Genomic DNA, 19995 nt, shown 5'->3' with positions numbered 1-19995 from the left:
AGTAGGCTTTGACCAGCAGGTCAATAAAAAATTAGTAACAAAAAACCAAACAAATCTTAGAATAACCCGTGTATAAACAAAAACACCTCATACAAAACAATACAATTTACCTTGTAATCACAACTATTATAAGGAAGAAATTATATTAACACCAGAAGATGTCCCCAGTCTGCTAGAACCTGCCCTGATCATGTCCAGGGCATCCTCAAGACTCCTTATACCACCGGAAGCCTTAACACCAAGCCTGTTGCCTACAGTTTTTCTCATGAGCGCAACATCTTCTTTAGAAGCGCCCGACGTACCAAAGCCCGTAGAAGTCTTTACATAATCAGCACCAGCTTCCTCTGCAAGAATGCAAGCAGTAACCTTCTCTTCATCTGTAAGAAAGCATGTCTCTATTATGACCTTGACAAGAGCATCTCCAGAAGAACCAACAACAGCCCCAATATCGTCTCGTACCAGATTATAATCCCCCTGCTTTAAGGCACCAATGTTTATAACCATATCCACCTCCCTGGCACCTTGAGATACAGCAATCTCTGTTTCTCTTCTTTTAACATCGCTTATATTTGCCCCCAGAGGAAAACCTATAACAGTACAGACCCTTACATCGCTTCCTTTAAGAAAAGATGCACAGTAAGGTACCCACACGGGATTTACGCACACAGAGGCAAAAAAATACTCTACAGCCTCCTCGCACAGCTTTTTTATTTCTTTTTGAGTTGCAAAGGGTTTTAATAAAGTATGATCAATATAAGAAGCAAGCTCTTTTTTGTCAGGTTTATCGTAATCTACCATAAAAACTCCTTTGGTTATTATCTTATAGTATAATAAACTTATTGATGATTTTTAACAAAACCTGCATAATTATTTTATAAAAAGCCTGGGGGTAAGTATGAGAAGCCATAAAGTTATGATATTGATAATTATAACAATATTTTTTTCTGTTTTTATAATATCATGTGATAAGATAGAGCAGATTACAGGCAAAAAAGACACGAAAGCCATAGAAAAAGCAGAAGGCTCAGAGGAAGCTGCATCCATATCTGTAAGAAAAGAAAACATAGAAGCAGGCTCCGGAGTTGTTATGGAAGATATCACTTTATGGAGTAGCCTTGGAGAAGACAGAGCAAGAGTGGCTGTCCTCAGCAAAGGAGAAGCAGTAGAGCTCTCAGGAGAAACGGATTACAGACCTACGGATAAAAACAAAACATATGCTTATTATAAGGTAAAACGATCCGATGGCAGCGAAGGCTGGGTGCACTCCTATTATGTGGCTCCATCTTCAACAGTAGGAGTGATAACAAAAGAAACTGACTTTTACTCTGCACCAGCAGAGCTTATATCAAAAGGCAGCTTATCAGCCTTTACTATCATAGGAATTAGCACTGAGCCGGAAAAAAGCGGCAAACATAAAATCTACTATTTTCATAACTACGGTGACTGGGGACAGGTAGAATCCGTATGGGTATCCGGAAATTATTCCGACAGGCAGGATGATCTTGTCTTCTGGGCAAAGTATACAGAAGCTAAGACAAAGTATCAGGATGATAAAAAAGAGCTGTATACTGCTCTGACAGAAGTCTTGTCCGATTTTCAGTCAAAGCCTGTTACGGCTGACCTTGTTGACAGTCTCAACAAAGAACTGGACGAGCTTTCTCAAAGCCTTATGGCAGAACCCAAAACAATGGAAAACACAGAAACTTCTTCCGAAAACAGTGGCCAATAGGCACATTTTTTTATAATTGATTTACAAGCGGGTATCGTTTTGCCCGCTTTTTTTTTATATTTATGTACATATGGAAAGATTTACAAGGCTTCAAACCGTTTTACTTTCTATCATGACTCTGCTTGCTTTGGGTGCTGTTTTGCACTTTACTCAGCAGGTAGTTTTGCCTCTTGTTATTGCTATTCTTCTTACTTTTATCTTTGTGCCCTTTGTCGACAGGATGAGAAGAGCAAGGATTCCTGTTGCTATTGGTATAATAGTGGTAATGTTTATACTGCTTATGGTGATAATGGTTCTGGCAGGGCTTCTTTCTTCCAGTGTATATGCTCTTGCAAAGGAATATCCCAGGTATCAGACCAGGTTTACAGAGCTGTACTCACTTCTTAAAGAACGCTTCAAGCTTGATTTGTGGCTGTTTAACGATCTTTCATGGCTTAGGACTCTTGGTTCTTATGTAGTAAGTTTGTCCGGTAAGCTGGTAAGTGTTATTACTTATACTCTGCTTGTAGTCCTATTTTTACTCTTCCTTCTTATGGAGCAGAGGCATCTTCCCAGAAAGATGATACGGGCTTTACGACGTGGTATGACTGCCAGGATTGCCCGTGTTATGGAGCATATTGCAGAGCAGATATCCAGATATCTTCTTATAAAGTTTTTTATAAGTCTGACAACGGGATTGGTAGTATGGTTTGTCTATTCTCTTATAGGTCTTGATTTTGCCTTTATTTGGGGGCTTATGGCTTTTCTTTTTAATTTTATCCCCAATATAGGGTCTACTGTTGTTTGGGCAGCTTCAAGTGTCTTTGCGGTTATTCAATTTTATCCCAGCTGGCATCTTCCTATTGCTGTTTCTGCCTCCATGCTTGTGATACAGATAACTATAGGCAATGTTATAGAACCCAAGCTGACAGGTGAGAGTCTCAACCTGAGTCCGGTTATAGTCCTGTTCTCTCTCCTTATGTGGGGTTGGATATGGGGTATTGCCGGGATGTTTATTGCTGTTCCTCTTACTGTGATTATAAAGATTATATGCGAGAATATTCCCGCTCTAAAAGCGGTGAGCATTTTTATGGGTACTGCTCCTCCAAGACCAAAGAGATAATCCTCCCTACTCCGGGATGTATGCAAGGCCATGCTGTTGTGTGCCGAAGGCAGGCCTTGCCCGCACTTTTTATGACCTTATGCCGGCTATTGTACGGGTAAGGACGTTCGGTATTTTTTTATTGTGTGCTATTGAAAAAGTGTTGTCTGCGGTATATGCTTGTTTTGATTTTACGGGGGTTTTATGAGTACTAATGTTTATCCTGATAATTTTATAGATGATGCGATCAGATCGGACATTGAGAAGGGTCGTTTTACTTCTGTGCATACGCGTTTCCCACCAGAGCCCAACGGGTATCTTCATATAGGTCATGCCAAATCTATAGTGCTTAATTTTTCTATAGCAAAGAAATATAATGGTAAATGCAATTTGCGTTTTGACGATACCAATCCAGAGAAGGAGACCGATGAGTTTGTTAACTCCATAATAGAGGATGTTAGGTGGCTGGGCTTTGACTGGGAGGACCGGTTGTTCTTTGCATCCGATTACTATGAGAGGATGTACGAGCTTGCCGTGCGGCTGATTAAGGCGGGGAAGGCATATGTAGATCATAGCTCTGCCGAGGAAATTAGTAGAATGCGTGGTGTGCCTACGGAGCCTGGTATAGAGAGTCCATACAGAAATCGCAGCATAAAAGAAAATCTGGAACTTTTTGAGAAGATGAGGAAGGGTGAGTTTGCAGAGGGAGAGTGTGTACTGAGGGCTAAGATTGATATGAGTTCTCCCAATATGCATCTGCGTGATCCTATTATGTACAGGATAAGAAAGGTTTCCCACTTTAGGCAGGGTGATAAGTGGTGTATTTATCCTACTTATGATTGGGCTCATGGACTTGAGGATTCTTTTGAGGGGATAAGTCACTCAATTTGTACTATGGAGTTTGAGGTGCATAGGCCTCTTTATGACTGGTTTCTCAATCAGTTTGAGGACTTACACCATCCGCGACAGATTGAGTTTGCTAGGCTCAACCTTAGCCATACTGTTATGAGCAAGCGTCTTCTTACTCAGCTGGTTACAGAGGGACATGTGGATGGATGGGACGATCCTAGGCTGCCTACTATAGCAGGTCTAAGACGCAGGGGGTTTACCCCATCCAGCATACGCAATTTTTGCCACAGAATAGGTGTCTCCAAGGTTGACAGTACTGTGGATATGGCTTTTCTTGAGGCTGTGATAAGAGAAGAGCTCAACAAAACAGCAGAACGGAGGATGGCTGTTCTCAATCCTGTAAAACTGGTTATTACCAACTATCCAGAGGATAAGGTAGAGATGCTCATCTCTGAGAACAATCCTGAGGATGATAGCGCAGGCACAAGGGAGATTCCGTTCTGTCGTGAGCTTTACATAGAAGCGGACGATTTTATGGAAGACCCGCCCAAGAAGTTCTTCCGACTTGCACCGGGACGTGAGGTAAGGCTTAAACATGCATACATAGTAAAATGTCAAGAAGTCATAAAGGATGCTCAAGGGAATATAACGGAGCTCAGATGCACTTACGATCCAGAAACAAAAAGCGGCGGGCCTGAGGCAAACCGAAAGGTAAAAGCAACTCTACACTGGGTTTCCGCTCGCCATGCCGTAAACGCAGAAGTAAGGCTGTATGAGAGACTCTTTACACGCGAAAACCCACTGGATACAGAAGAAGACAAAACATTCCTAGACTATATAAACCCCAACTCTCTTACAATATGCACGGATGCCAAGCTGGAACCGGCACTTAAAGACGCGCAACCAGGCAAAAACTACCAATTTCTGCGCAAAGGATACTTCTGCCTTGACAGCAAGTATTCTACACCACAAAAACCAGTCTTTAACCGTACGGTAACACTCAAAGACGAATGGGAAAAACTCAAAAAGAAAATGTCACAATAAACCGAACGGAGGGAAGCACACAATAACAGCAAAAAAACAAAGCAGGTGCACTTCCCTCCTGCCTACGGCAAATATAGAGAAAAGACATAAGCACATCATAAAAATACTGTGCATCAATTGCTTATATATTTAGAAAAACAAAATACTCCAAGCAAGCTGTTGAGTCAAAAAAAGCTGTAATGTTTTTTTACTGGCTTCTTAACATCCCAGGTACACACAAGCCCCTCAGGAAAAATGACATAATCCCCCGCCTTTAACTCAACACTTCCATCATCGGTCTCTACAACCACATGCCCCTCCAAAATAAGACAGTGCTCTTCCGAATCATATTTCCAGGGAAATCTCTCCACACCGCAACTCCATACAGGCCAGCTTCTTATACCCCTTTCCTCTATCTCGCTATCTTTCAAGACAAGCTTTTTTATCTCCATAAAACCCTCCAAAAATAAATTTTACCAGTAAAAAATAAAAAGTCCATATAATGACACATAAAATCTTGTTTTTTGTATCTTTTTTACACAAAGATTGTTATAGTATACAGAAAAGCGGATAAGCAAAATATACCATGTATAACTCAAACCATCACAAATACTTATAACAGAGAATAAAAAACAGATTATATAGAAATATGGCATGGATATTGCTTTTAACAAAATGGAGGTCTTATGAATAGAGACAATATACTTAGAGAAAAATTTATTCTCATGGGGAAAACAATGTTCTGGCTTGCGTTGCTTATTCTTCTAACATACATGGCAGCCAGGACAGTACTCGGAGGAGTAGGAGTCCTGCTTGTTCTATCTAGTTTTGCAATCTATGCACTATTGAGAGTAGAAAGTATCACAAACATGCTTCCTTTTGAAGCCATACGCATATCACGCTGGGATTATCCCCATACATGGGATATTACAGGAGACATAGCACAGGAAGCAGGCCTCAATAAAATGCCGGAACTCTACATGATGCCCTCACAAATGCTCAACGCCATGACACTAGGAACAGAAGAAAATCCCAGGATAGTCCTGACAAGTGCACTTATTGCCAACCTAAATCCCAGAGAACTTGCAGGTGTGATTGCCCATGAGATAGCACATATAAAGAACAGAGACCTGCGATTATTCCGCTTTGCTTTTATGCTGCAGGAGTTTACATCCTTTGTTGCACAGCTTGGATGGCTGATAGTCCTCTTTACACCCTTCTGGCTATTTTCCTACAATCCTCTTGTCATGTTTTTCCCACTATTTCTGCTTAGTCTGCCTATAATAAGCAATCTCGTAAGCCTTGCACTCCAGAGAACAAGGGAGTTTGGCGCAGACCTTGTAGCAGCAGAACTTACCCATGACCCGGAAGGCCTTGCCAGTGCACTTTACAAGATAAGTATACCTACCAGAAGACTGATGTCTGTTTTATTCCCCTTTGGACGTACAGAAGAAGATAAGTTTTCTATCTTTATGAGCCATCCATCCACAAGAGAAAGAATAAAAAAGCTTATGGAACTCAAACAATAAAAACTGCAAAAGAAGCAAAATCAGTCTCCAGGGGGAGTATCCTTTGCTCCCCCCTCTTCTACCTTAAAGGACCTCACACGGGATGCAGAAGCATGTTCCTCTTCTGACAGTTCTTCTATGAGCGCCACTTTTTGAAAGGGAATCATGATATGGTTAGCATTTCCAACCAGCTTTCTCACGTCATCATCTTGCGGATTTATAATAAGACTGCTCTTTTGAGGAAGAATAATGTCCTTAATTGATACAAAATACGGGTGAGTCATGTCCAGGCTCTTAGCCTCCACAACCAGCTCTTTATCCTTCCAATTAACATGAATCCTGTATACAGACACAATCAACCTCTATACCAACAATATATATTAAAAATATATAAAGAAAGCAAAAACTCCAATCAGGAAATACCGTAAAACCTTTTTTCTATTGCATCAACATTCCTGATACTCTTCCTTAGCCAATCCAGGAGAAGTTCCTCTCTCTCATAATCAGAAAGTCTCCAGTCCACAGAGCTTTTTCTAAGCTTAGAAACAACAGACTGCAGAACCATACCAGCAGACACGGAGATATTAAGACTCTCGACAAAGCCGTACATAGGAATAGCAAGATACTCATCCGCATTATCCAGAACAACCTCTCTGAGACCGGAAACCTCCCCGCCAAAGAAAAATACACAGGGACCAGCCTCAATATCCACCTCTTCAAGCGGAGTAGGATTATGGTGGGGAGTTGTCGCAATAATCCTGTATCCTGATTTCCTAAGCTCTGCAATAGCTGTTTCTGCAGATTTGTAGCGATAAAGGCTCAGCCATTTGGAAGTACCCAGGGCAACCCCATCAGAAGGAGAAAATCTATTGGCATCCTCTATGATATGAATATCCTGCACACCCATTGCATCACATGTCCTGAGAACAGCATTAGCATTATGAGGATGATAGATGTTTTCCAGCCCAAGCACAATATAGCGTGTCCTGAGAGACAAGATTTCTTCCATCCTTGCCAGCCTCTCGGACGTAACATATTGCTTAAGATACTCTGTCAGCGCAAGTATTTCTGTCCTTTCCATATTTTGACAGAGTATACAGATAAAAACAAAAAAGGTAAACATGACAGTATTTTCATACCAAACGTCGGAATTCCAAAAATAAGCAAAATAATAAAGAATAAAGTAGTCCCTCCTGCCTGCGGCAAAGAGTGTAGTAGTCTACTGCCAGAGGCAGTACTAAGGCGGGCTTACAGCACGCCTTAGTACGTTCGGTATAAAGTTTTTATCCCTTTATTTTGCAGAACAGAGACTGAGTCCAAGCCAGTCCAAAACGATATTGTAGTCAAACTCCTCTGCGCCATTTTCAAAGAGTATATGGGCATCGTAAAACTCAGGAGCATATTTTTCTTTTTTTATAGTGGGGATAGCAATGCACATCATACCAGCATCCAGCGCTGCTTTTACACCGGGAAGAGAGTCCTCAAAGACAACACAATGAGACGGGGATACTCCCAACCGCTTTGCCGTCTCAAGAAAGACGTCAGGATATGGCTTTGGACGCTCCACATTCTCGGAAGACACAAGTGCAGAAAAATAGTCTCTGATGCCTGTTTTTTCCGTAAGGATTTCTATCACATTGAGAGATGAGCCGGAAGCTATTGCGCAGGGAATACCGGATTCTGCAAAAGCTTTGAGAAGCGGAAGCATGTGGTCAAAGACTTGCGCATTGTCAATTGCACAGTCAAGAAATATCTTTTCTTTAAGTGCTGCAAGTTCCTGGTAGCTATACGGGATATCAGGCTTTTGCTCTAAAGTCCAATCAAGAAAGCCCTTTACCCCCTTGCCTATCATATACTCGTGTGTCTGAGAAGTATACTCTATGCCAAACAACTCCAGAAAATTTTTATCAGCTTGGTAATATATATCTTCTGTATTGAGTAAAGTGCCATCCATGTCAAATATGGCTGCTTCCAACTTAAAGGGAGATTTTTCTGTTTTTTTAAGCATGCTCTACTTCTCTTTTTCTGCGTTTTTTCTGTATTTTTCCGCCTTACGGGAGATTCTGTTCCATACTCCTGTAAGCCCCATGGCTTTGCGTACTGTCACTAGGGTCTTCCTGGCTTCTTCTCTCATTCTTAAGGTACCCTGATAGAGAACCTCATCAACATAACCTGTTATACTGCTGTATTTTTCTCTTCTTTCTCTTATGGGCTCAAGAAAATTGTTGAGAGCTTTAGCCAATTTTTGCTTGACTTCCACATCGCCTACTCTGCCCTCTCTGTAACGCATCTTGAGATCCTCTACTTCTTCTTTGTCACTGTTAAATATGTCATGGTATATAAATACGGGGTTTCCCTCAACCTGCCCGGGAACATCCGCACTGACTCGGTTGGGATCCGTATACATCTTGTAAACCTTCTTCTCTACTGTTTTTGCATCGTCGGAGAGCATTATTGCGTTGTTGAGAGACTTGGACATCTTAGCCTTACCGTCTATTCCCACAAGTGTGGGAACATCACCTACTAGAGGCTCTGGTATGGGGAAGACTTCTCCGTAAAGATTGTTAAATCGTCTTGCTATCTCCCTTGTAAGCTCCACATGTGCAAGATTGTCCTTTCCCACAGGAACCAAGTGTGCCATTGGCAAAAGGATATCTCCTGCCTGAAGAACAGGATATCCCAATAGACCAAAAGGCATCTCATCAAGATGTGCAGCTTTTGCCATATCTTTAAGAGAAGGAAGCCGCTGAAGCCGTGGAACAGTCACAAGCATTTCAAAAAAGAGATTAAGCTCATATATCTCGGGCACTGCAGATTGAAGATATATTACGGATTTTTCCGGGTCTATGCCGCAGGCAAGATAGTCCAGTACCATATCTCTTGCATTATCAGAAATCGCTTCTATATCTTCTTTACCAGGCTTGGTTGTAAGCATATGCAGGTCTGCTATTATAAAAAAGCATTCGTATTTATCCTGCAATTTTACACGGTTGGATATAGAACCAACATAATGTCCCAGATGAAGTTTTCCTGTTGGTCTGTCTCCGGTAAGAATTCTTTTTTTCTCCATAATAAAATCATCCTGTGTATTATTATATCAAATCTGGCATAGTATAAAGGTTAAAAAAACAAGGTGCAAGACCTCTTATCTCTGGAAAAAAAATCATAAAGCTATATACTCTAAATATATTGCAAGATTTGCAAAATAAGGAAGGTATTATGAAAATACGTATTATCACTGCCCTATTTCTTTTTTGTTTTCTTATAAACAATGCGTTTTCCAATGATATCACAAGTAAAACATATGTATATAAAGTAGAAAACAAAAAAGACAATTCGATAGAAAGGACTGTTTACAAGGTAAGAAATAAGAACGGTCATCTGATAATAGAGCTTGAGAGCAAAGATAATACATGGACAGCAATACAGGACGGCATGTTTACAATAGCATGGGACTTTAACAGCGATAAGGCAAAAATCCACCTTGAAGCAGATAGGAAAAAGAAAACTCTTAGCAGCATAACTACAGATAAAGGAAAAAACAAAACCAAGGAAAAAAACATTGATATAAAAGAAAATATCCCTTTTATGAATTGTTTTGAGTTTGGCTTTATTCCTTTTATAAAGAACCAGAAACTGGACAAGATGGAGTTTTATGTCTTCCGTGCGGATACCGGAGAGCTTATAAAGATGGTTGCAACAAAAAAAGATGTGGAAAAAATCAACATAATGGGTAAAGATATCTTAGCCATAAGAGTTGAGATAACACTAGCAGGCTGGATGGGAGCTTTTTGGAATAGTACTTACTGGTATGATAAAGACACCGGTATTCTTGTGCAGTTTAAGGGAACACTAGGGCCACCAGGTTCTCCAGAATTATTCAGCGTGTTGGAAAAAATAGAATAAAAAAGGCAGGCTATCCCTGCCTTTTTTGTATTGTATATTTACGCCGCTTCTTTTAAGTTTTCTTTATAAAAAGAGTTTCTCATGGAAAGTGCTATCTTTACTAGACTGAGCATCACTGGTACCTCAACAAGAACCCCTACAACAGTTGCAAGAGTAGCACCAGAAGAAAGTCCAAACAGGCTAATTGCCACTGCAACAGCCAGCTCAAAGAAGTTGGAAGCTCCTATCATAGAGGCGGGAGCTGCAATATTATAAGGGACATTGAGGAGTTTTGCTCCGACTATTCCAAGAAAGAATATAAAGAAGGTCTGTATAATAAGAGGTATGGCTATAAGAAGAATAGAAACAGGATTGGAAAGTATTGTCCTACCCTGAAAAGAAAAAATAATTACCAAAGTAAGCAAAAGCCCGACCTCTGTTATACCGTCAAACTTCTTACAAAAAACATTGTCAAACCATTCTTTTCCCTTGTTCCTGATTATAAGGTTTCTGCTTATAAATCCTGCTGCAAGAGGTATGAGCACAAAAAGGACAACTGATAGTAAAAGCGTATCCATGGGGACATTAACATCACTTACCCCCAGCAAAAAAGCCACAATGGGAGCAAATGCTACAAGAATAACAAGGTCGTTTACAGCAACCTGAACAACCGTATACCCGGGATCTCCATCAGAGAGATAACTCCATACAAAAACCATAGCTGTACAGGGTGCAGCTCCCAGAAGTACAGCTCCCGCTATATATTCCGTAGAAAGCTCTCCAGGTATAAAAGCTGCAAAGACAACCTTAAGGAAAAACCATGCAAAAAGATACATGGTAAAAGGCTTTACAAGCCAGTTTATAACCAGAGTCAGAAAAAGCCCCTTGGGCTTTTTCCCTGCATTGACTATGCTCTTAAAGTCAACTTTGAGCATCATGGGGTATATCATAAGCCATATGAGAACAGCCACCGGTATAGATACATTGGCATACTGCATTCTTTCAAGAGCCGCAGGTACAGAAGGAAAAGCAGTGCCTATAGCAACACCCAGTGCGATACAAAGTAAAACCCACAAAGAAAGATATCTTGCAAAAAAACCAATCTTTTTGTCGCCCATAAAGCCTCCAAACATTATAAAAAAACTATGAAATGTATAATCATAAAAAAATATTATTTCGGTCAAGACACTATCTAAGATTCTTCTTTATATTATCAACAACAGAAGAATCTAGACAGGCTATAAGATTTATCACACAGGGAGCTATCAGACTGTATTCCACCTCTGTCCCGCTTTTTTTTCTGTCCAGAAGTCCTACGGACTTTAACTGAGACAAATATCTTGATGCTATGGATTTGGAAATGCCTGCTTCATTTGCAAGCTCACATACACATTTGGGACCTGCTGCAAGTCTTTCTATAAAAAAGAGACGCACAGGATGTGCTAATGCTTTAAAAATATCCGCCTTTCTGTATAGAGCTTGTGTTATTTTTTCTTTCATACAATCAATGTTACAAAATAACGAAACTTTGTCAACAAGATACTTGACATAACAGGATTAAAGTTGCAAATTAATGTAACAATGAAACATTTTATTTTACGGAGGCATTATGAAAATACAAATCCTTGGTTCTGGTTGCCCTAAGTGCCAGACACTTGAGAGATTAGCAAGGGAAGCTATATCCGAGGCAGGTATAAATGCTGAGATAGAGAAGATAACGGATATAGACCAAATTATGAGTATGGGAGTTATGATGACACCTGCGCTTGCAATAGATGGTAAGGTAAAATCCGTAGGAAAGATTCTTCCCAAAGAACAAATTATAGAAAAAATCAAGGAGGAACTGTAATGTCCTGTTGTTGTGGTACAGAAAAAAAACTCAGATTGGTATACTCATGCTCCGGTGCTGCCAACACAGGATTTCTTGCGGACAGAGTGTACAGAAAGCTTATGCAGGAAGAAGGCATTGACGGCACCTGTCTTGCTGCCATGGGTGCCAATTTCTCAGGCTTTGTAATCTCCGCACAGGAAGCATGTGATAACATCGTAATAGATGGATGCCCTGTTGCCTGCGGCAAAAAAATCTTTGACGATAAGGGACTTTCTTATACTCATTTTGTTATGACAGACTTTAGCGTCGAGAAAGGAAAAACAGAGATAACAGATGATATAGTAGAAAGGATTAGCAAAGAAATTGCAAATAAAATCAGGGAGAAGGTTGATGGCTGATAAAAAGATGTCTCCCAACAGGGCCCTTGCCATAATGACAGGGGTCTTTATTGTTGCTTATTTTGTCAATTTTGAGTCACCTGTTATTGCGCGGTCTATCCAGGAAGCATTTCTGATGCTATCGGAGTACGCAAGGCAACACGTAATACTATGCCTTGTGCCAGCCATGTTTATAGCCGGTGCTATCACTGTTTTTCTCAATCAACAGGCAGTAATAAAATATCTTGGACCGGACGCAAAAAAACCTGTTGCATACGGTGTTGCCTCTGTATCCGGAGCCATTCTTGCAGTATGTTCCTGCACGGTTCTTCCACTGTTTAAAGGTATATACAAAAAGGGAGCAGGATTGGGCCCTGCAGTAAGCTTTCTCTACTCCGGACCCGCCATAAATATTCTGGCAATAGTACTTTCTTACAAGGTATTTGGCTGGGAACTGGGGCTTGCAAGGATGATAGGAGCCGTAGTTTTTTCTATAGTTATCGGCCTTATCATGCATCTTATCTTTAAAAAAGATGACGAACAGAGACTCAAAGATTCTGCTATGTTTTCTGCTATGGATGAGGGAGAAGGAAGAAGCCTTGGACAGATGGCCATATACATGTTTTCTATGGTCGGCATACTCGTCTTTATCAACTGGGCATCCTCTTCTGGCCAAAGCCCCATATGGGATGCAATATACCACAGCAAGTACTATATAACAGGTTTTTTTGCAGTTGTTCTTATATATTCTCTTATTAAGTGGTTTAAAAGCTATGAGCTCAAAGAATGGGTTATAGAGACCCGCGATTTTTCCCTGCAAATTATACCATATCTTTTTGCTGGCGTGCTTATTGCAGGATTCCTTCTCGGTAGGCCAGGACATGATGCACTCATCCCTTCATCATGGATTGCCTCTCTTGTAGGCACAAACTCGCTTGCAAGCAACATTCTGGCTTCTGTTTCCGGTGCGCTTATGTATTTTGCAACTCTAACAGAAATACCAATTTTGCAAGGACTCATGGGCGCAGGCATGGCCAAGGGACCGGCTCTTGCCCTCCTTCTTGCAGGACCATCCCTCTCTCTTCCGTCAATGCTTGTAATAGGCGGCGAGCTAGGAATCAAGAAAACACTTGTATATATACTTCTTGTCGTTATTCTATCTACTCTTGCAGGCTGGGGATTTGGAATGATTACTTCCTAACATTCTGGGAAGACTGTGGATACTCCGGGAGGAAATACACAGTCTTCCTTATTATAATTTGTTCTCAAAATTAGAAAGTCCATAACCTTTTTAAATAAAGATAAATCTGTTATGCATACCGAACGTCGGGAGCGCGCTGTAGAGCAAGCAGAAAAAACGCGCTCCCTCCTGCCTGCGGCAGATATGAGGCAAATAAACATGACACCAACCCGCCATTCTTACGCCCGGAGGCAGCCTGGAACGCAAAGCGGGACAGGCGTTCGGTATAAAAAAATCCCCGAAACCTTGTGCTCCGGGGACATAACCTTATTGCAATATCAATCAGTCCAAAGGGTCTACATCTGCATCATAATCCACACCATCAAAGCCAAACCCGTTGATATTGAGAAAGCTCTGCCAGTATCCATCAGGATCAGCAAGTTCCTCAAGATTTGCTGTCTCTACCTTGTTCCATGCATCCAGGACTTCGTTTTGGACATCCTCGCGCATTTCCCAATCATCTATCCTTATTCTGCCAAGCTCATCCACTTCTACTTCCGTGCCTTTGTAAAGCCTGTCTCTGTAGAGCCTGTAGATCTGCTCTATACAGTCCTCATGGAGACCTTTTTGCTTCATAACCTTAAAAAGAATGGAGATATACAGAGGAACAGCAGGGATTACCGCACTTGCACGCGTCACAACTGCCTTGTTGACAGACACATAAGCCTTTCCGCCAAGGGAAGAAAGCTTGTCTGTAAGTACGGAAGCAGTAGACTCAAGATGCTCCTTTGCTTTTCCTATAGTGCCATCACGATAAACAGGATATGTAATCTTGGGACCTATGTAAGAATAGGCAACAGTAATCGCACCTTCTGCAAGAACTCCAGCCTCCACAAGAGCATCGACCCACAACTGCCAGTCTTCTCCACCCATTACCTTGACAGTAGCAGCAATTTCTTCCTCTGTTGCAGGCTCCATGGTGGCAGTGGTAACCTCACGCTTTGCCGGATCAAGGGACTTGGAAGTGTAAGCCGAACCTATGGGCTTAAGAGCAGAGCGATAAAGCTCACCAGTATCCGGATCAGGCCTTACACCCGATGCAAGACTGTATACAAAAAGGTCAATCTTTCCATACTCCTTTTTGATTAGCTCTATAACCTGCCGCTTCATATCATGAGAAAAGGCATCACCGTTAAAATCATGAGCTTTGAGCCCAGCCTCCTCTGCTCGCTTTAAAAAGTGACGCGCATTATACCAGCCAGCAGTACCCGGACGCTTGGCAGAACCCTCTTTCTCAAAATAAACACCAATAGTAGATGCACCGCAGCCAAAAGCGGATACAATCCTGGATGCAAGTCCATAGCCCGTAGAAGAACCTACAACAAGCACATTCTTAGGACCATCAAGCTTCCCCTGAGACTTTACATAATCTATCTGCAAATCCACAAACTTTTTGCAGCCCGCAGGATGGGAATTCATACAGATATTGTTTCTAATCATTGGCTTTACAACCATAGAAAACTCCTTTTACATGTTTTGACAAGTTTAGAATTATGAAGCGTGCAAGTCAAGCAGCAATCGGCCAATAACCGAAAATTATACCTAACGGCTTTTCCGCAGCCTGATTGTGTAAAACATGCAGATGCTGCAGAAAAGTCTGCCTGTGCAAAATAGTCTGGACAAAACAAGAACGGCTTTGACAGCTACGCCAAAAGGCAGCACGCAACGCGATAGCGTGAGTGCGTTCGGTATAAGTTATGTTTTCGTAAACATTTGTAAACAAATATTTTTTTTATTACAATATATTAATACTTCTACAGGAGAAAAAATGACAATACGACAGAAGCTTTTTTCTGCGGTTATTATATTTGCAGGGACCGTTATTCTTGCAATCGCAGGACTGCTTATAAGGAACACAATAGTAAATGATATAGAAGAAGTCCGCGTACTGGCTCTTAAGACAAGGTTGTCGGGAGAACGTTTTATCGTTAAAAGCACAGATCTTATAACATATGAAACTGAGCTGGGAACAGCGGATTTCCTAAAGCCTTCTTTAGAGGCATGGAAAGAAGAAGCAGATGTTTTGGAAACACTTTTACACCTTCTTGACTCTCATCCAGGTAAAAAATTCCTGGGAAAAGAACTGGAAGATAGAATAAAAAAAGCTAATAATTTCTGGACAGAAAACAAGCTCAAAGTTACCCAGATACAGACCGCTATCCTCACACTGGAAAAAAGTCCCGATGTTCCTCTCGATTTTAAACACGGATTGCAACAAATGCAGCAATACATACTTGCCAATCAACAAAACAATGTATCGCCTCTTCTTATGCTTAAGATAAGAGAAGCAATGGAAAAGCTAAAAACTCTAAACAGCATATCCCGGGATTTTGTTGGACTTCAGTTGGACAAACTGGTAGACGCAGTGGAAAAGCAAGTAAAATTTCTCACGGTTCTTACCCAGAGGATTCTAATAATAACACTTCTTATTCTCACTATTATATCCGCCGTGATAATAATCAGAATATCAACGAGTCTTGCTTCAAGAATTTACCATATAGAAGGAGTTATGGAGCAGGTAAAAAACAGAAACCTGACTGTTTTATGCAAAGATACCAACACAAAAGATGAGATAGGAGAATTGTCAGAACACATAAACAGTGTACTGGCGACACTCCATGATTTTCTATCGGAAGTAAATATCGCAGCTGACAAGATAAGTGAGCTAAAAGACAATCTCGCAGGAGGAGCATCCCAGTCAGCATCCGCTCTCAATGAGATAAGCCAAAACATAAGTTCGGTACAAAATATTGTAAATAAACTGGATGATAACATAGCTACGACAACAACGGAAATTGCAGAAATAACTTCTGACATAGCAAAAATAGCAGAAGATATAGAAGCAGAAAACAATGAGCTTGAGAACAGCACTGCAGCAATAGAAGAAATGAATGCTTCTGTACATCATGTAAAAACCTTATCGGAAGACAGACTGGATAGGATACAGAATATACTAGAAACAATAAGAGAAAGCGGAGAAAAAATTGCCGCCACGAATGAGATAGTTACTGCAATATATAAGGAAATCTCACAAATACAGGAAATAATAGAAATTATAGATAATGTTGCAGAACAGACCAACATACTGTCCATGAATGCCGCAATAGAAAGCGCTCATGCAGGTGATGCCGGCCGCGGTTTTGCAGTTGTTGCGGAAGAGATAAGAAAACTAGCAGAATCCACGGGAGAACATGCAAGCAGGATAGGACAGTCACTTACCAATATGACGCGACGTATACAAGAAGCACTAGAGGCAAGCGATGCCAGTTCTTCTTCCTTTGAAAATATTACCAGGGATATAAGAGATTTTGAAGTTGCTCTAAGAGAAATAACAGGAAATATGGACGAACTCACAAAGGCAAGCACAGATGTCCTAGAAAGCACGCATAGACTAACGGATATAAGCATAAGAATAGATCAAGCTGCTAGAAAGATTAGAACAAGAGCGGAAAAGATATACCAAGCATCAGAGAGTTCTGCAGGAATATCTAGAGATGTGAAAAACAGTTTCTCAGAGATAGACAAAGGCTCAAAGGAAATATTACAGGCAGTCAACCAGATAAGCAGCCTGGCACAGGAAAGCAAAAGCAGAATGGAAGGTCTGAGGGGAACTGTATCTACTTTTAAACTAAAGGAGTAAATTATCAAGCATTTGACATTATATTTTTTTAGACTTACTATACAAGTATATAATTAAAAAAAGGAGAAATTATGGGAGAATATGTAAACATATCTGGAAGAGAGTTCCCTATCAAAATAATTGTATATGTGATTCTTATTTTGCTTGTAATTATAGCTATTTTCACCAGCTTCTTTACGGTTGATGCAAAGGAAGAATCTGTAATAACCAGGTTGGGTAGATACAACAGAACAGTAGGAGCAGGATTCCACTGGAAACTGCCTCTTGGCATAGAAAAAAATTACAATGTGCCCACTCAGGAAATACAGAATATGACATTTGGTTTCAGAACCGAAAAAGCAGGTATTGTAACTGTGTACTCTGATAGGGACTATTCGTCAGAATCCATAATGCTCACAGGGGACCTAAACATCGTCGATGTGGAGTGGATAATCCAGTATAGAATCAACGATCCAAGAGCATGGTTATTTAACGTGGAGGATAGGACCAAGACAATACGGGACATATCACAATCAGTTATCAACCAGCTTGTAGGAGACAGGGCTATATTGGATGTCATAAGCACTGACAGACCTGAGATAGAAATACAGGCACAGGAGCTTATGAACGATATTTTTACTCAATACAATCTTGGAATACGTATAACAACAGTCAAGCTGCAAAATGTAGGACCTCCTTCTGGAGAAGTAAAAGATGCTTTTGAAGATGTCAACAAGGCAGAACAGGACATGAACCGTCTTATCAACGAGGGTAAAGAAGCATATAACAAAGAAATTCCCAAGGCAGAAGGAGAAGCTCAGAGAATAATACAAGAAGCAGAAGGATATAAGGCAGAAAGGATAAATAGAGCAAAAGGAGAAGCCAACAGGTTCTTGTCCGTACTCACAGAGTATAGAAAAGCACCGGATATAACACGGGCAAGACTCTATTATGAAACTCTGGAAAAAATCCTTGCCAACAGAGATACTTTGGACATAATAGATAGCAACCTTGAAAATTTTCTGCCCCTTAAGGAAGTTGGAAAGAATATAGGGGGTACCAGATGAGCACAGTACAGAGAATCATTGCAGTAACAGCAATAATCATAGGAATATTGGTTTTTATCGTACTAGTAGCCGGTCCTTTTTATATCGTGCAAGAAGGAGAGCAAGCGGTTATATTGCGATTTGGTCAAATAGTTAAGACAGAAAAAGAAGCAGGGCTAAAATTTAAAACTCCTTTTATAGATAATGTAAAGATATATTCTAAGAAGATATTATCATGGGACGGAGAACCTCAAAGAATACCCACATCAGAGCAGCAATTTATCTGGGTGGATACCACAGCAAGATGGAAGATAACAGATCCTGCAAAATTTTACTCCAGGATTCAGACAATGAATACTGCATATTCTAGACTTGACGATATCATAGATAGCGCAGTAAGAACTGTGATATCCTCAAATCCTCTACGAGAAGCGGTAAGAAACTCCAATATAATAAACGAGAAACAAAGAGCAAACGATAAAAAAGCTGCTATAGATGCAGAATACAAAGCATCAATTACTAATGAGATAGAATCGGTATCAGACAGCGTAAAACAATATACAAGCGTATCTTCCCAGCAGGCAGAGATAGAAAAGGGACGTAAAGAGCTATCGGAAGAAATGCTAAAGCTTGTAAAAGGAATAACAGAATCTTTTGGAGTGGAAGTTATAGACGTTGTCATGAGGCAGATAAGATACTCAGAAGACCTTACTCAGAGTGTATACCAGAGAATGATAAAGGAAAGAAACCAGATTGCCCAGGCATACCGATCTTATGGTGAAGGTAAAAAAGAAGAATGGCTTGGTAAACTGCAAAAAGACAAACAAAAGATAATATCGGAAGCCCAGAAAACAGCAGATGAGATAAAAGGTCAAGCCGATGCAGAAGCTACAAAAATATATGCAGAAGCTTTTAGCAAGGATCCTTCTTTCTTTAAGTTCTGGAGAGCTTTGCAGTCATATGAGATAACCCTACCGGATATACAGAAAGTTATGTCCACCAATCCCGATTACTTTGATTATCTTTTTAACCCCAACACGAGATAGATACATGGCCGCCTTAAGGCGGCTTTTTTTATGGTATAAAGACTAAAAATAGGTTATACTTAACCTTGTATGATAAAAAGACTTCTTGCCGGTATATTGTCTATCTTTGTTACAGTTTCCATATTTGCGGATATATCCTTTGCAATAGGTGGAGATTATAGACTTGGAAATACCGGTGCAGGTAAACAGCATGATTTGCCATACGATATATTCTCACCTTTCCCAACCAGTGTTTTTTTTGCATCCGCAGATATAGATGTGGGAATCATAGTCAACAACAGGTGGGGGTTTTATATCAATGCAGTGATATACAATCAGATAAGCACGTGGACAGAAAAAAAAATAGACCTGTATAGTATGTATCCCATAAGGTTGGCGGTAGGCTACAATCTGCCTTTGTATAAAGAAAAATATTTTTCTGCAGGCTTTTTATTTAAAGCAGGCGCAGGGCTAATATATTTTTCTTCATTCTCCTATGATTTAAACACAATCCTACCTATAAGTTCCAACTGGTCTTTTATGCCAGGATTTAGCATTTTTGCAGAAATTGCTCCCAAGTTTGGTATGGATGTGTTGTACTTGGAACTTCCTATCGGCTACGAACTCAATGCAGCTTTTGTATATCCTTCTTATGTGCTTATGGAAGGACATAACATATATGTGGGAGTTCGCCTTATGATAGAGATACCCATAATAGAGGAAAAGGCCTATTAACTTTCTTTTTATAACAACAAAAATATGTTATATTGTACTTAGAGCTG

21 protein-coding genes are annotated in these 19995 nt (G+C 40.4%); 12 read left to right on the top strand and 9 right to left on the bottom strand.

The window, feature by feature from the left end; all coding sequences use genetic code 11:
• Window positions 1-126: 126 nt before the first annotated feature.
• Window positions 127-798, bottom strand: coding sequence for a deoxyribose-phosphate aldolase (deoC, locus tag WKV44_07660; protein MEM5948419.1), 672 nt, complete (start codon window positions 796-798; stop codon window positions 127-129).
• 97 nt (window positions 799-895) lie between these two features.
• Here deoC and WKV44_07655 point away from each other — a divergent pair, with 97 nt between their 5' ends.
• The 3 genes from WKV44_07655 (at window position 896) to WKV44_07645 (ending at window position 4703) form a co-directional block, all read left to right on the top strand.
• Window positions 896-1729, top strand: coding sequence for a hypothetical protein (locus WKV44_07655; protein MEM5948418.1), 834 nt, complete (start codon window positions 896-898; stop codon window positions 1727-1729).
• A gap of 70 nt (window positions 1730-1799) precedes the next feature.
• Window positions 1800-2831, top strand: a complete 1032-nt coding sequence (locus tag WKV44_07650; protein MEM5948417.1) for an AI-2E family transporter — start codon at window positions 1800-1802, stop codon at window positions 2829-2831.
• Between the two features lie 183 nt (window positions 2832-3014).
• A complete protein-coding gene (locus WKV44_07645) occupies window positions 3015-4703 on the top strand; it encodes a glutamine--tRNA ligase/YqeY domain fusion protein (GenBank protein MEM5948416.1) in 1689 nt (562 codons plus the stop codon).
• Between the two features lie 164 nt (window positions 4704-4867).
• Here WKV44_07645 and WKV44_07640 read toward each other — a convergent pair whose 3' ends face one another.
• Window positions 4868-5134 (bottom strand): cupin domain-containing protein, encoded by a 267-nt coding sequence (locus WKV44_07640; GenBank protein ID MEM5948415.1) that lies wholly within the window; start codon window positions 5132-5134, stop codon window positions 4868-4870.
• Between the two features lie 234 nt (window positions 5135-5368).
• Between WKV44_07640 and WKV44_07635 the strand changes: the two genes are divergently transcribed.
• Entirely contained in the window at window positions 5369-6211 is an 843-nt protein-coding gene (locus WKV44_07635) for a zinc metalloprotease HtpX (GenBank protein ID MEM5948414.1), read from the top strand.
• A gap of 20 nt (window positions 6212-6231) precedes the next feature.
• Here WKV44_07635 and WKV44_07630 read toward each other — a convergent pair whose 3' ends face one another.
• From WKV44_07630 to trpS, 4 genes are all read right to left on the bottom strand, one after another.
• Window positions 6232-6543 (bottom strand): DUF1820 family protein, encoded by a 312-nt coding sequence (locus tag WKV44_07630; protein MEM5948413.1) that lies wholly within the window; start codon window positions 6541-6543, stop codon window positions 6232-6234.
• A 59-nt stretch (window positions 6544-6602) separates the two neighbouring features.
• A complete protein-coding gene (locus WKV44_07625) occupies window positions 6603-7271 on the bottom strand; it encodes an RNA methyltransferase (protein ID MEM5948412.1) in 669 nt (222 codons plus the stop codon).
• Between the two features lie 210 nt (window positions 7272-7481).
• Window positions 7482-8198 carry an HAD family phosphatase gene (locus WKV44_07620; protein MEM5948411.1) on the bottom strand — a complete coding sequence of 239 codons (717 nt, stop codon included), beginning with the start codon at window positions 8196-8198 and terminating at the stop codon, window positions 7482-7484.
• 3 nt (window positions 8199-8201) lie between these two features.
• Window positions 8202-9260, bottom strand: a complete 1059-nt coding sequence (gene trpS, locus WKV44_07615) for a tryptophan--tRNA ligase (GenBank protein MEM5948410.1) — start codon at window positions 9258-9260, stop codon at window positions 8202-8204.
• Between the two features lie 149 nt (window positions 9261-9409).
• Between trpS and WKV44_07610 the strand changes: the two genes are divergently transcribed.
• Window positions 9410-10096 (top strand): hypothetical protein, encoded by a 687-nt coding sequence (locus WKV44_07610; protein MEM5948409.1) that lies wholly within the window; start codon window positions 9410-9412, stop codon window positions 10094-10096.
• A 38-nt stretch (window positions 10097-10134) separates the two neighbouring features.
• Here WKV44_07610 and arsB read toward each other — a convergent pair whose 3' ends face one another.
• Window positions 10135-11193 carry an ACR3 family arsenite efflux transporter gene (gene arsB, locus WKV44_07605; GenBank protein ID MEM5948408.1) on the bottom strand — a complete coding sequence of 353 codons (1059 nt, stop codon included), beginning with the start codon at window positions 11191-11193 and terminating at the stop codon, window positions 10135-10137.
• A gap of 70 nt (window positions 11194-11263) precedes the next feature.
• Window positions 11264-11575, bottom strand: a complete 312-nt coding sequence (locus tag WKV44_07600) for a metalloregulator ArsR/SmtB family transcription factor (protein ID MEM5948407.1) — start codon at window positions 11573-11575, stop codon at window positions 11264-11266.
• 109 nt (window positions 11576-11684) lie between these two features.
• Between WKV44_07600 and WKV44_07595 the strand changes: the two genes are divergently transcribed.
• Genes WKV44_07595 through WKV44_07585 form a run of 3 tightly spaced genes read left to right on the top strand, consistent with a single transcriptional unit; the run spans window position 11685 to window position 13484 of the window.
• On the top strand, window positions 11685-11924 hold the full coding sequence (locus WKV44_07595) for a thioredoxin family protein (GenBank protein MEM5948406.1): 240 nt from the start codon (window positions 11685-11687) through the stop codon (window positions 11922-11924).
• Window positions 11924-12304, top strand: a complete 381-nt coding sequence (locus WKV44_07590) for a putative zinc-binding protein (GenBank protein ID MEM5948405.1) — start codon at window positions 11924-11926, stop codon at window positions 12302-12304. The genes WKV44_07595 and WKV44_07590 overlap by 1 nt, the downstream gene beginning before the upstream one ends.
• The gene (locus WKV44_07585) at window positions 12297-13484 is read left to right on the top strand and encodes a permease (GenBank protein MEM5948404.1); all 1188 of its coding nucleotides are present in this window, start codon (window positions 12297-12299) and stop codon (window positions 13482-13484) included. The genes WKV44_07590 and WKV44_07585 overlap by 8 nt, the downstream gene beginning before the upstream one ends.
• Window positions 13485-13805: 321 nt before the next feature.
• On the opposite strand, the gene fabV is transcribed toward WKV44_07585, so the two are convergent.
• Window positions 13806-14978, bottom strand: a complete 1173-nt coding sequence (gene fabV, locus WKV44_07580) for an enoyl-ACP reductase FabV (protein MEM5948403.1) — start codon at window positions 14976-14978, stop codon at window positions 13806-13808.
• A 313-nt stretch (window positions 14979-15291) separates the two neighbouring features.
• On the opposite strand from fabV, the gene WKV44_07575 reads away from it, so the two are divergent.
• From WKV44_07575 to WKV44_07560, 4 genes are all read left to right on the top strand, one after another.
• Window positions 15292-17163, top strand: coding sequence for a phage tail tape measure protein (locus tag WKV44_07575; GenBank protein MEM5948402.1), 1872 nt, complete (start codon window positions 15292-15294; stop codon window positions 17161-17163).
• 71 nt (window positions 17164-17234) lie between these two features.
• Entirely contained in the window at window positions 17235-18209 is a 975-nt protein-coding gene (hflK, locus tag WKV44_07570) for an FtsH protease activity modulator HflK (GenBank protein ID MEM5948401.1), read from the top strand.
• Window positions 18206-19234: a protease modulator HflC gene (gene hflC / locus WKV44_07565; protein ID MEM5948400.1), complete on the top strand. Its 1029-nt coding sequence runs from the start codon at window positions 18206-18208 to the stop codon at window positions 19232-19234. Before hflK ends, hflC begins: the two co-directional genes overlap by 4 nt.
• A 69-nt stretch (window positions 19235-19303) precedes the next feature.
• Window positions 19304-19948: a hypothetical protein gene (locus WKV44_07560; protein MEM5948399.1), complete on the top strand. Its 645-nt coding sequence runs from the start codon at window positions 19304-19306 to the stop codon at window positions 19946-19948.
• The last annotated feature ends 47 nt before the right edge of the window (window positions 19949-19995 follow it).

The organism is Spirochaetia bacterium 38H-sp (assembly GCA_039023545.1).
GTDB classification, from domain to species: Bacteria; Spirochaetota; Spirochaetia; order Winmispirales; family Winmispiraceae; genus Rarispira; species Rarispira pelagica.
This window is presented reverse-complemented; position numbering and strand designations above follow the sequence as displayed.

Excerpts from the sequence above, each read along its gene's own strand:
- trpS (MEM5948410.1), bottom strand. The coding sequence starts at position 9,260 with ATGGAGAAAAAAAGAATTCTTACCGGAGACAGACCAACAGGAAAACTT.
- fabV (MEM5948403.1), bottom strand. The coding sequence starts at position 14,978 with ATGGTTGTAAAGCCAATGATTAGAAACAATATCTGTATGAATTCCCAT.
- hflC (MEM5948400.1), top strand. The coding sequence starts at position 18,206 with ATGAGCACAGTACAGAGAATCATTGCAGTAACAGCAATAATCATAGGA.
- WKV44_07610 (MEM5948409.1), top strand. The coding sequence starts at position 9,410 with ATGAAAATACGTATTATCACTGCCCTATTTCTTTTTTGTTTTCTTATA.
- WKV44_07655 (MEM5948418.1), top strand. The coding sequence starts at position 896 with ATGAGAAGCCATAAAGTTATGATATTGATAATTATAACAATATTTTTT.
- WKV44_07590 (MEM5948405.1), top strand. The coding sequence starts at position 11,924 with ATGTCCTGTTGTTGTGGTACAGAAAAAAAACTCAGATTGGTATACTCA.
- WKV44_07645 (MEM5948416.1), top strand. The coding sequence starts at position 3,015 with ATGAGTACTAATGTTTATCCTGATAATTTTATAGATGATGCGATCAGA.
- WKV44_07650 (MEM5948417.1), top strand. The coding sequence starts at position 1,800 with ATGGAAAGATTTACAAGGCTTCAAACCGTTTTACTTTCTATCATGACT.
- WKV44_07635 (MEM5948414.1), top strand. The coding sequence starts at position 5,369 with ATGAATAGAGACAATATACTTAGAGAAAAATTTATTCTCATGGGGAAA.
- deoC (MEM5948419.1), bottom strand. The coding sequence starts at position 798 with ATGGTAGATTACGATAAACCTGACAAAAAAGAGCTTGCTTCTTATATT.
- WKV44_07560 (MEM5948399.1), top strand. The coding sequence starts at position 19,304 with ATGATAAAAAGACTTCTTGCCGGTATATTGTCTATCTTTGTTACAGTT.
- hflK (MEM5948401.1), top strand. The coding sequence starts at position 17,235 with ATGGGAGAATATGTAAACATATCTGGAAGAGAGTTCCCTATCAAAATA.
- WKV44_07575 (MEM5948402.1), top strand. The coding sequence starts at position 15,292 with ATGACAATACGACAGAAGCTTTTTTCTGCGGTTATTATATTTGCAGGG.
- WKV44_07585 (MEM5948404.1), top strand. The coding sequence starts at position 12,297 with ATGGCTGATAAAAAGATGTCTCCCAACAGGGCCCTTGCCATAATGACA.
- WKV44_07595 (MEM5948406.1), top strand. The coding sequence starts at position 11,685 with ATGAAAATACAAATCCTTGGTTCTGGTTGCCCTAAGTGCCAGACACTT.
- WKV44_07640 (MEM5948415.1), bottom strand. The coding sequence starts at position 5,134 with ATGGAGATAAAAAAGCTTGTCTTGAAAGATAGCGAGATAGAGGAAAGG.
- WKV44_07620 (MEM5948411.1), bottom strand. The coding sequence starts at position 8,198 with ATGCTTAAAAAAACAGAAAAATCTCCCTTTAAGTTGGAAGCAGCCATA.
- WKV44_07600 (MEM5948407.1), bottom strand. The coding sequence starts at position 11,575 with ATGAAAGAAAAAATAACACAAGCTCTATACAGAAAGGCGGATATTTTT.
- WKV44_07625 (MEM5948412.1), bottom strand. The coding sequence starts at position 7,271 with ATGGAAAGGACAGAAATACTTGCGCTGACAGAGTATCTTAAGCAATAT.
- arsB (MEM5948408.1), bottom strand. The coding sequence starts at position 11,193 with ATGGGCGACAAAAAGATTGGTTTTTTTGCAAGATATCTTTCTTTGTGG.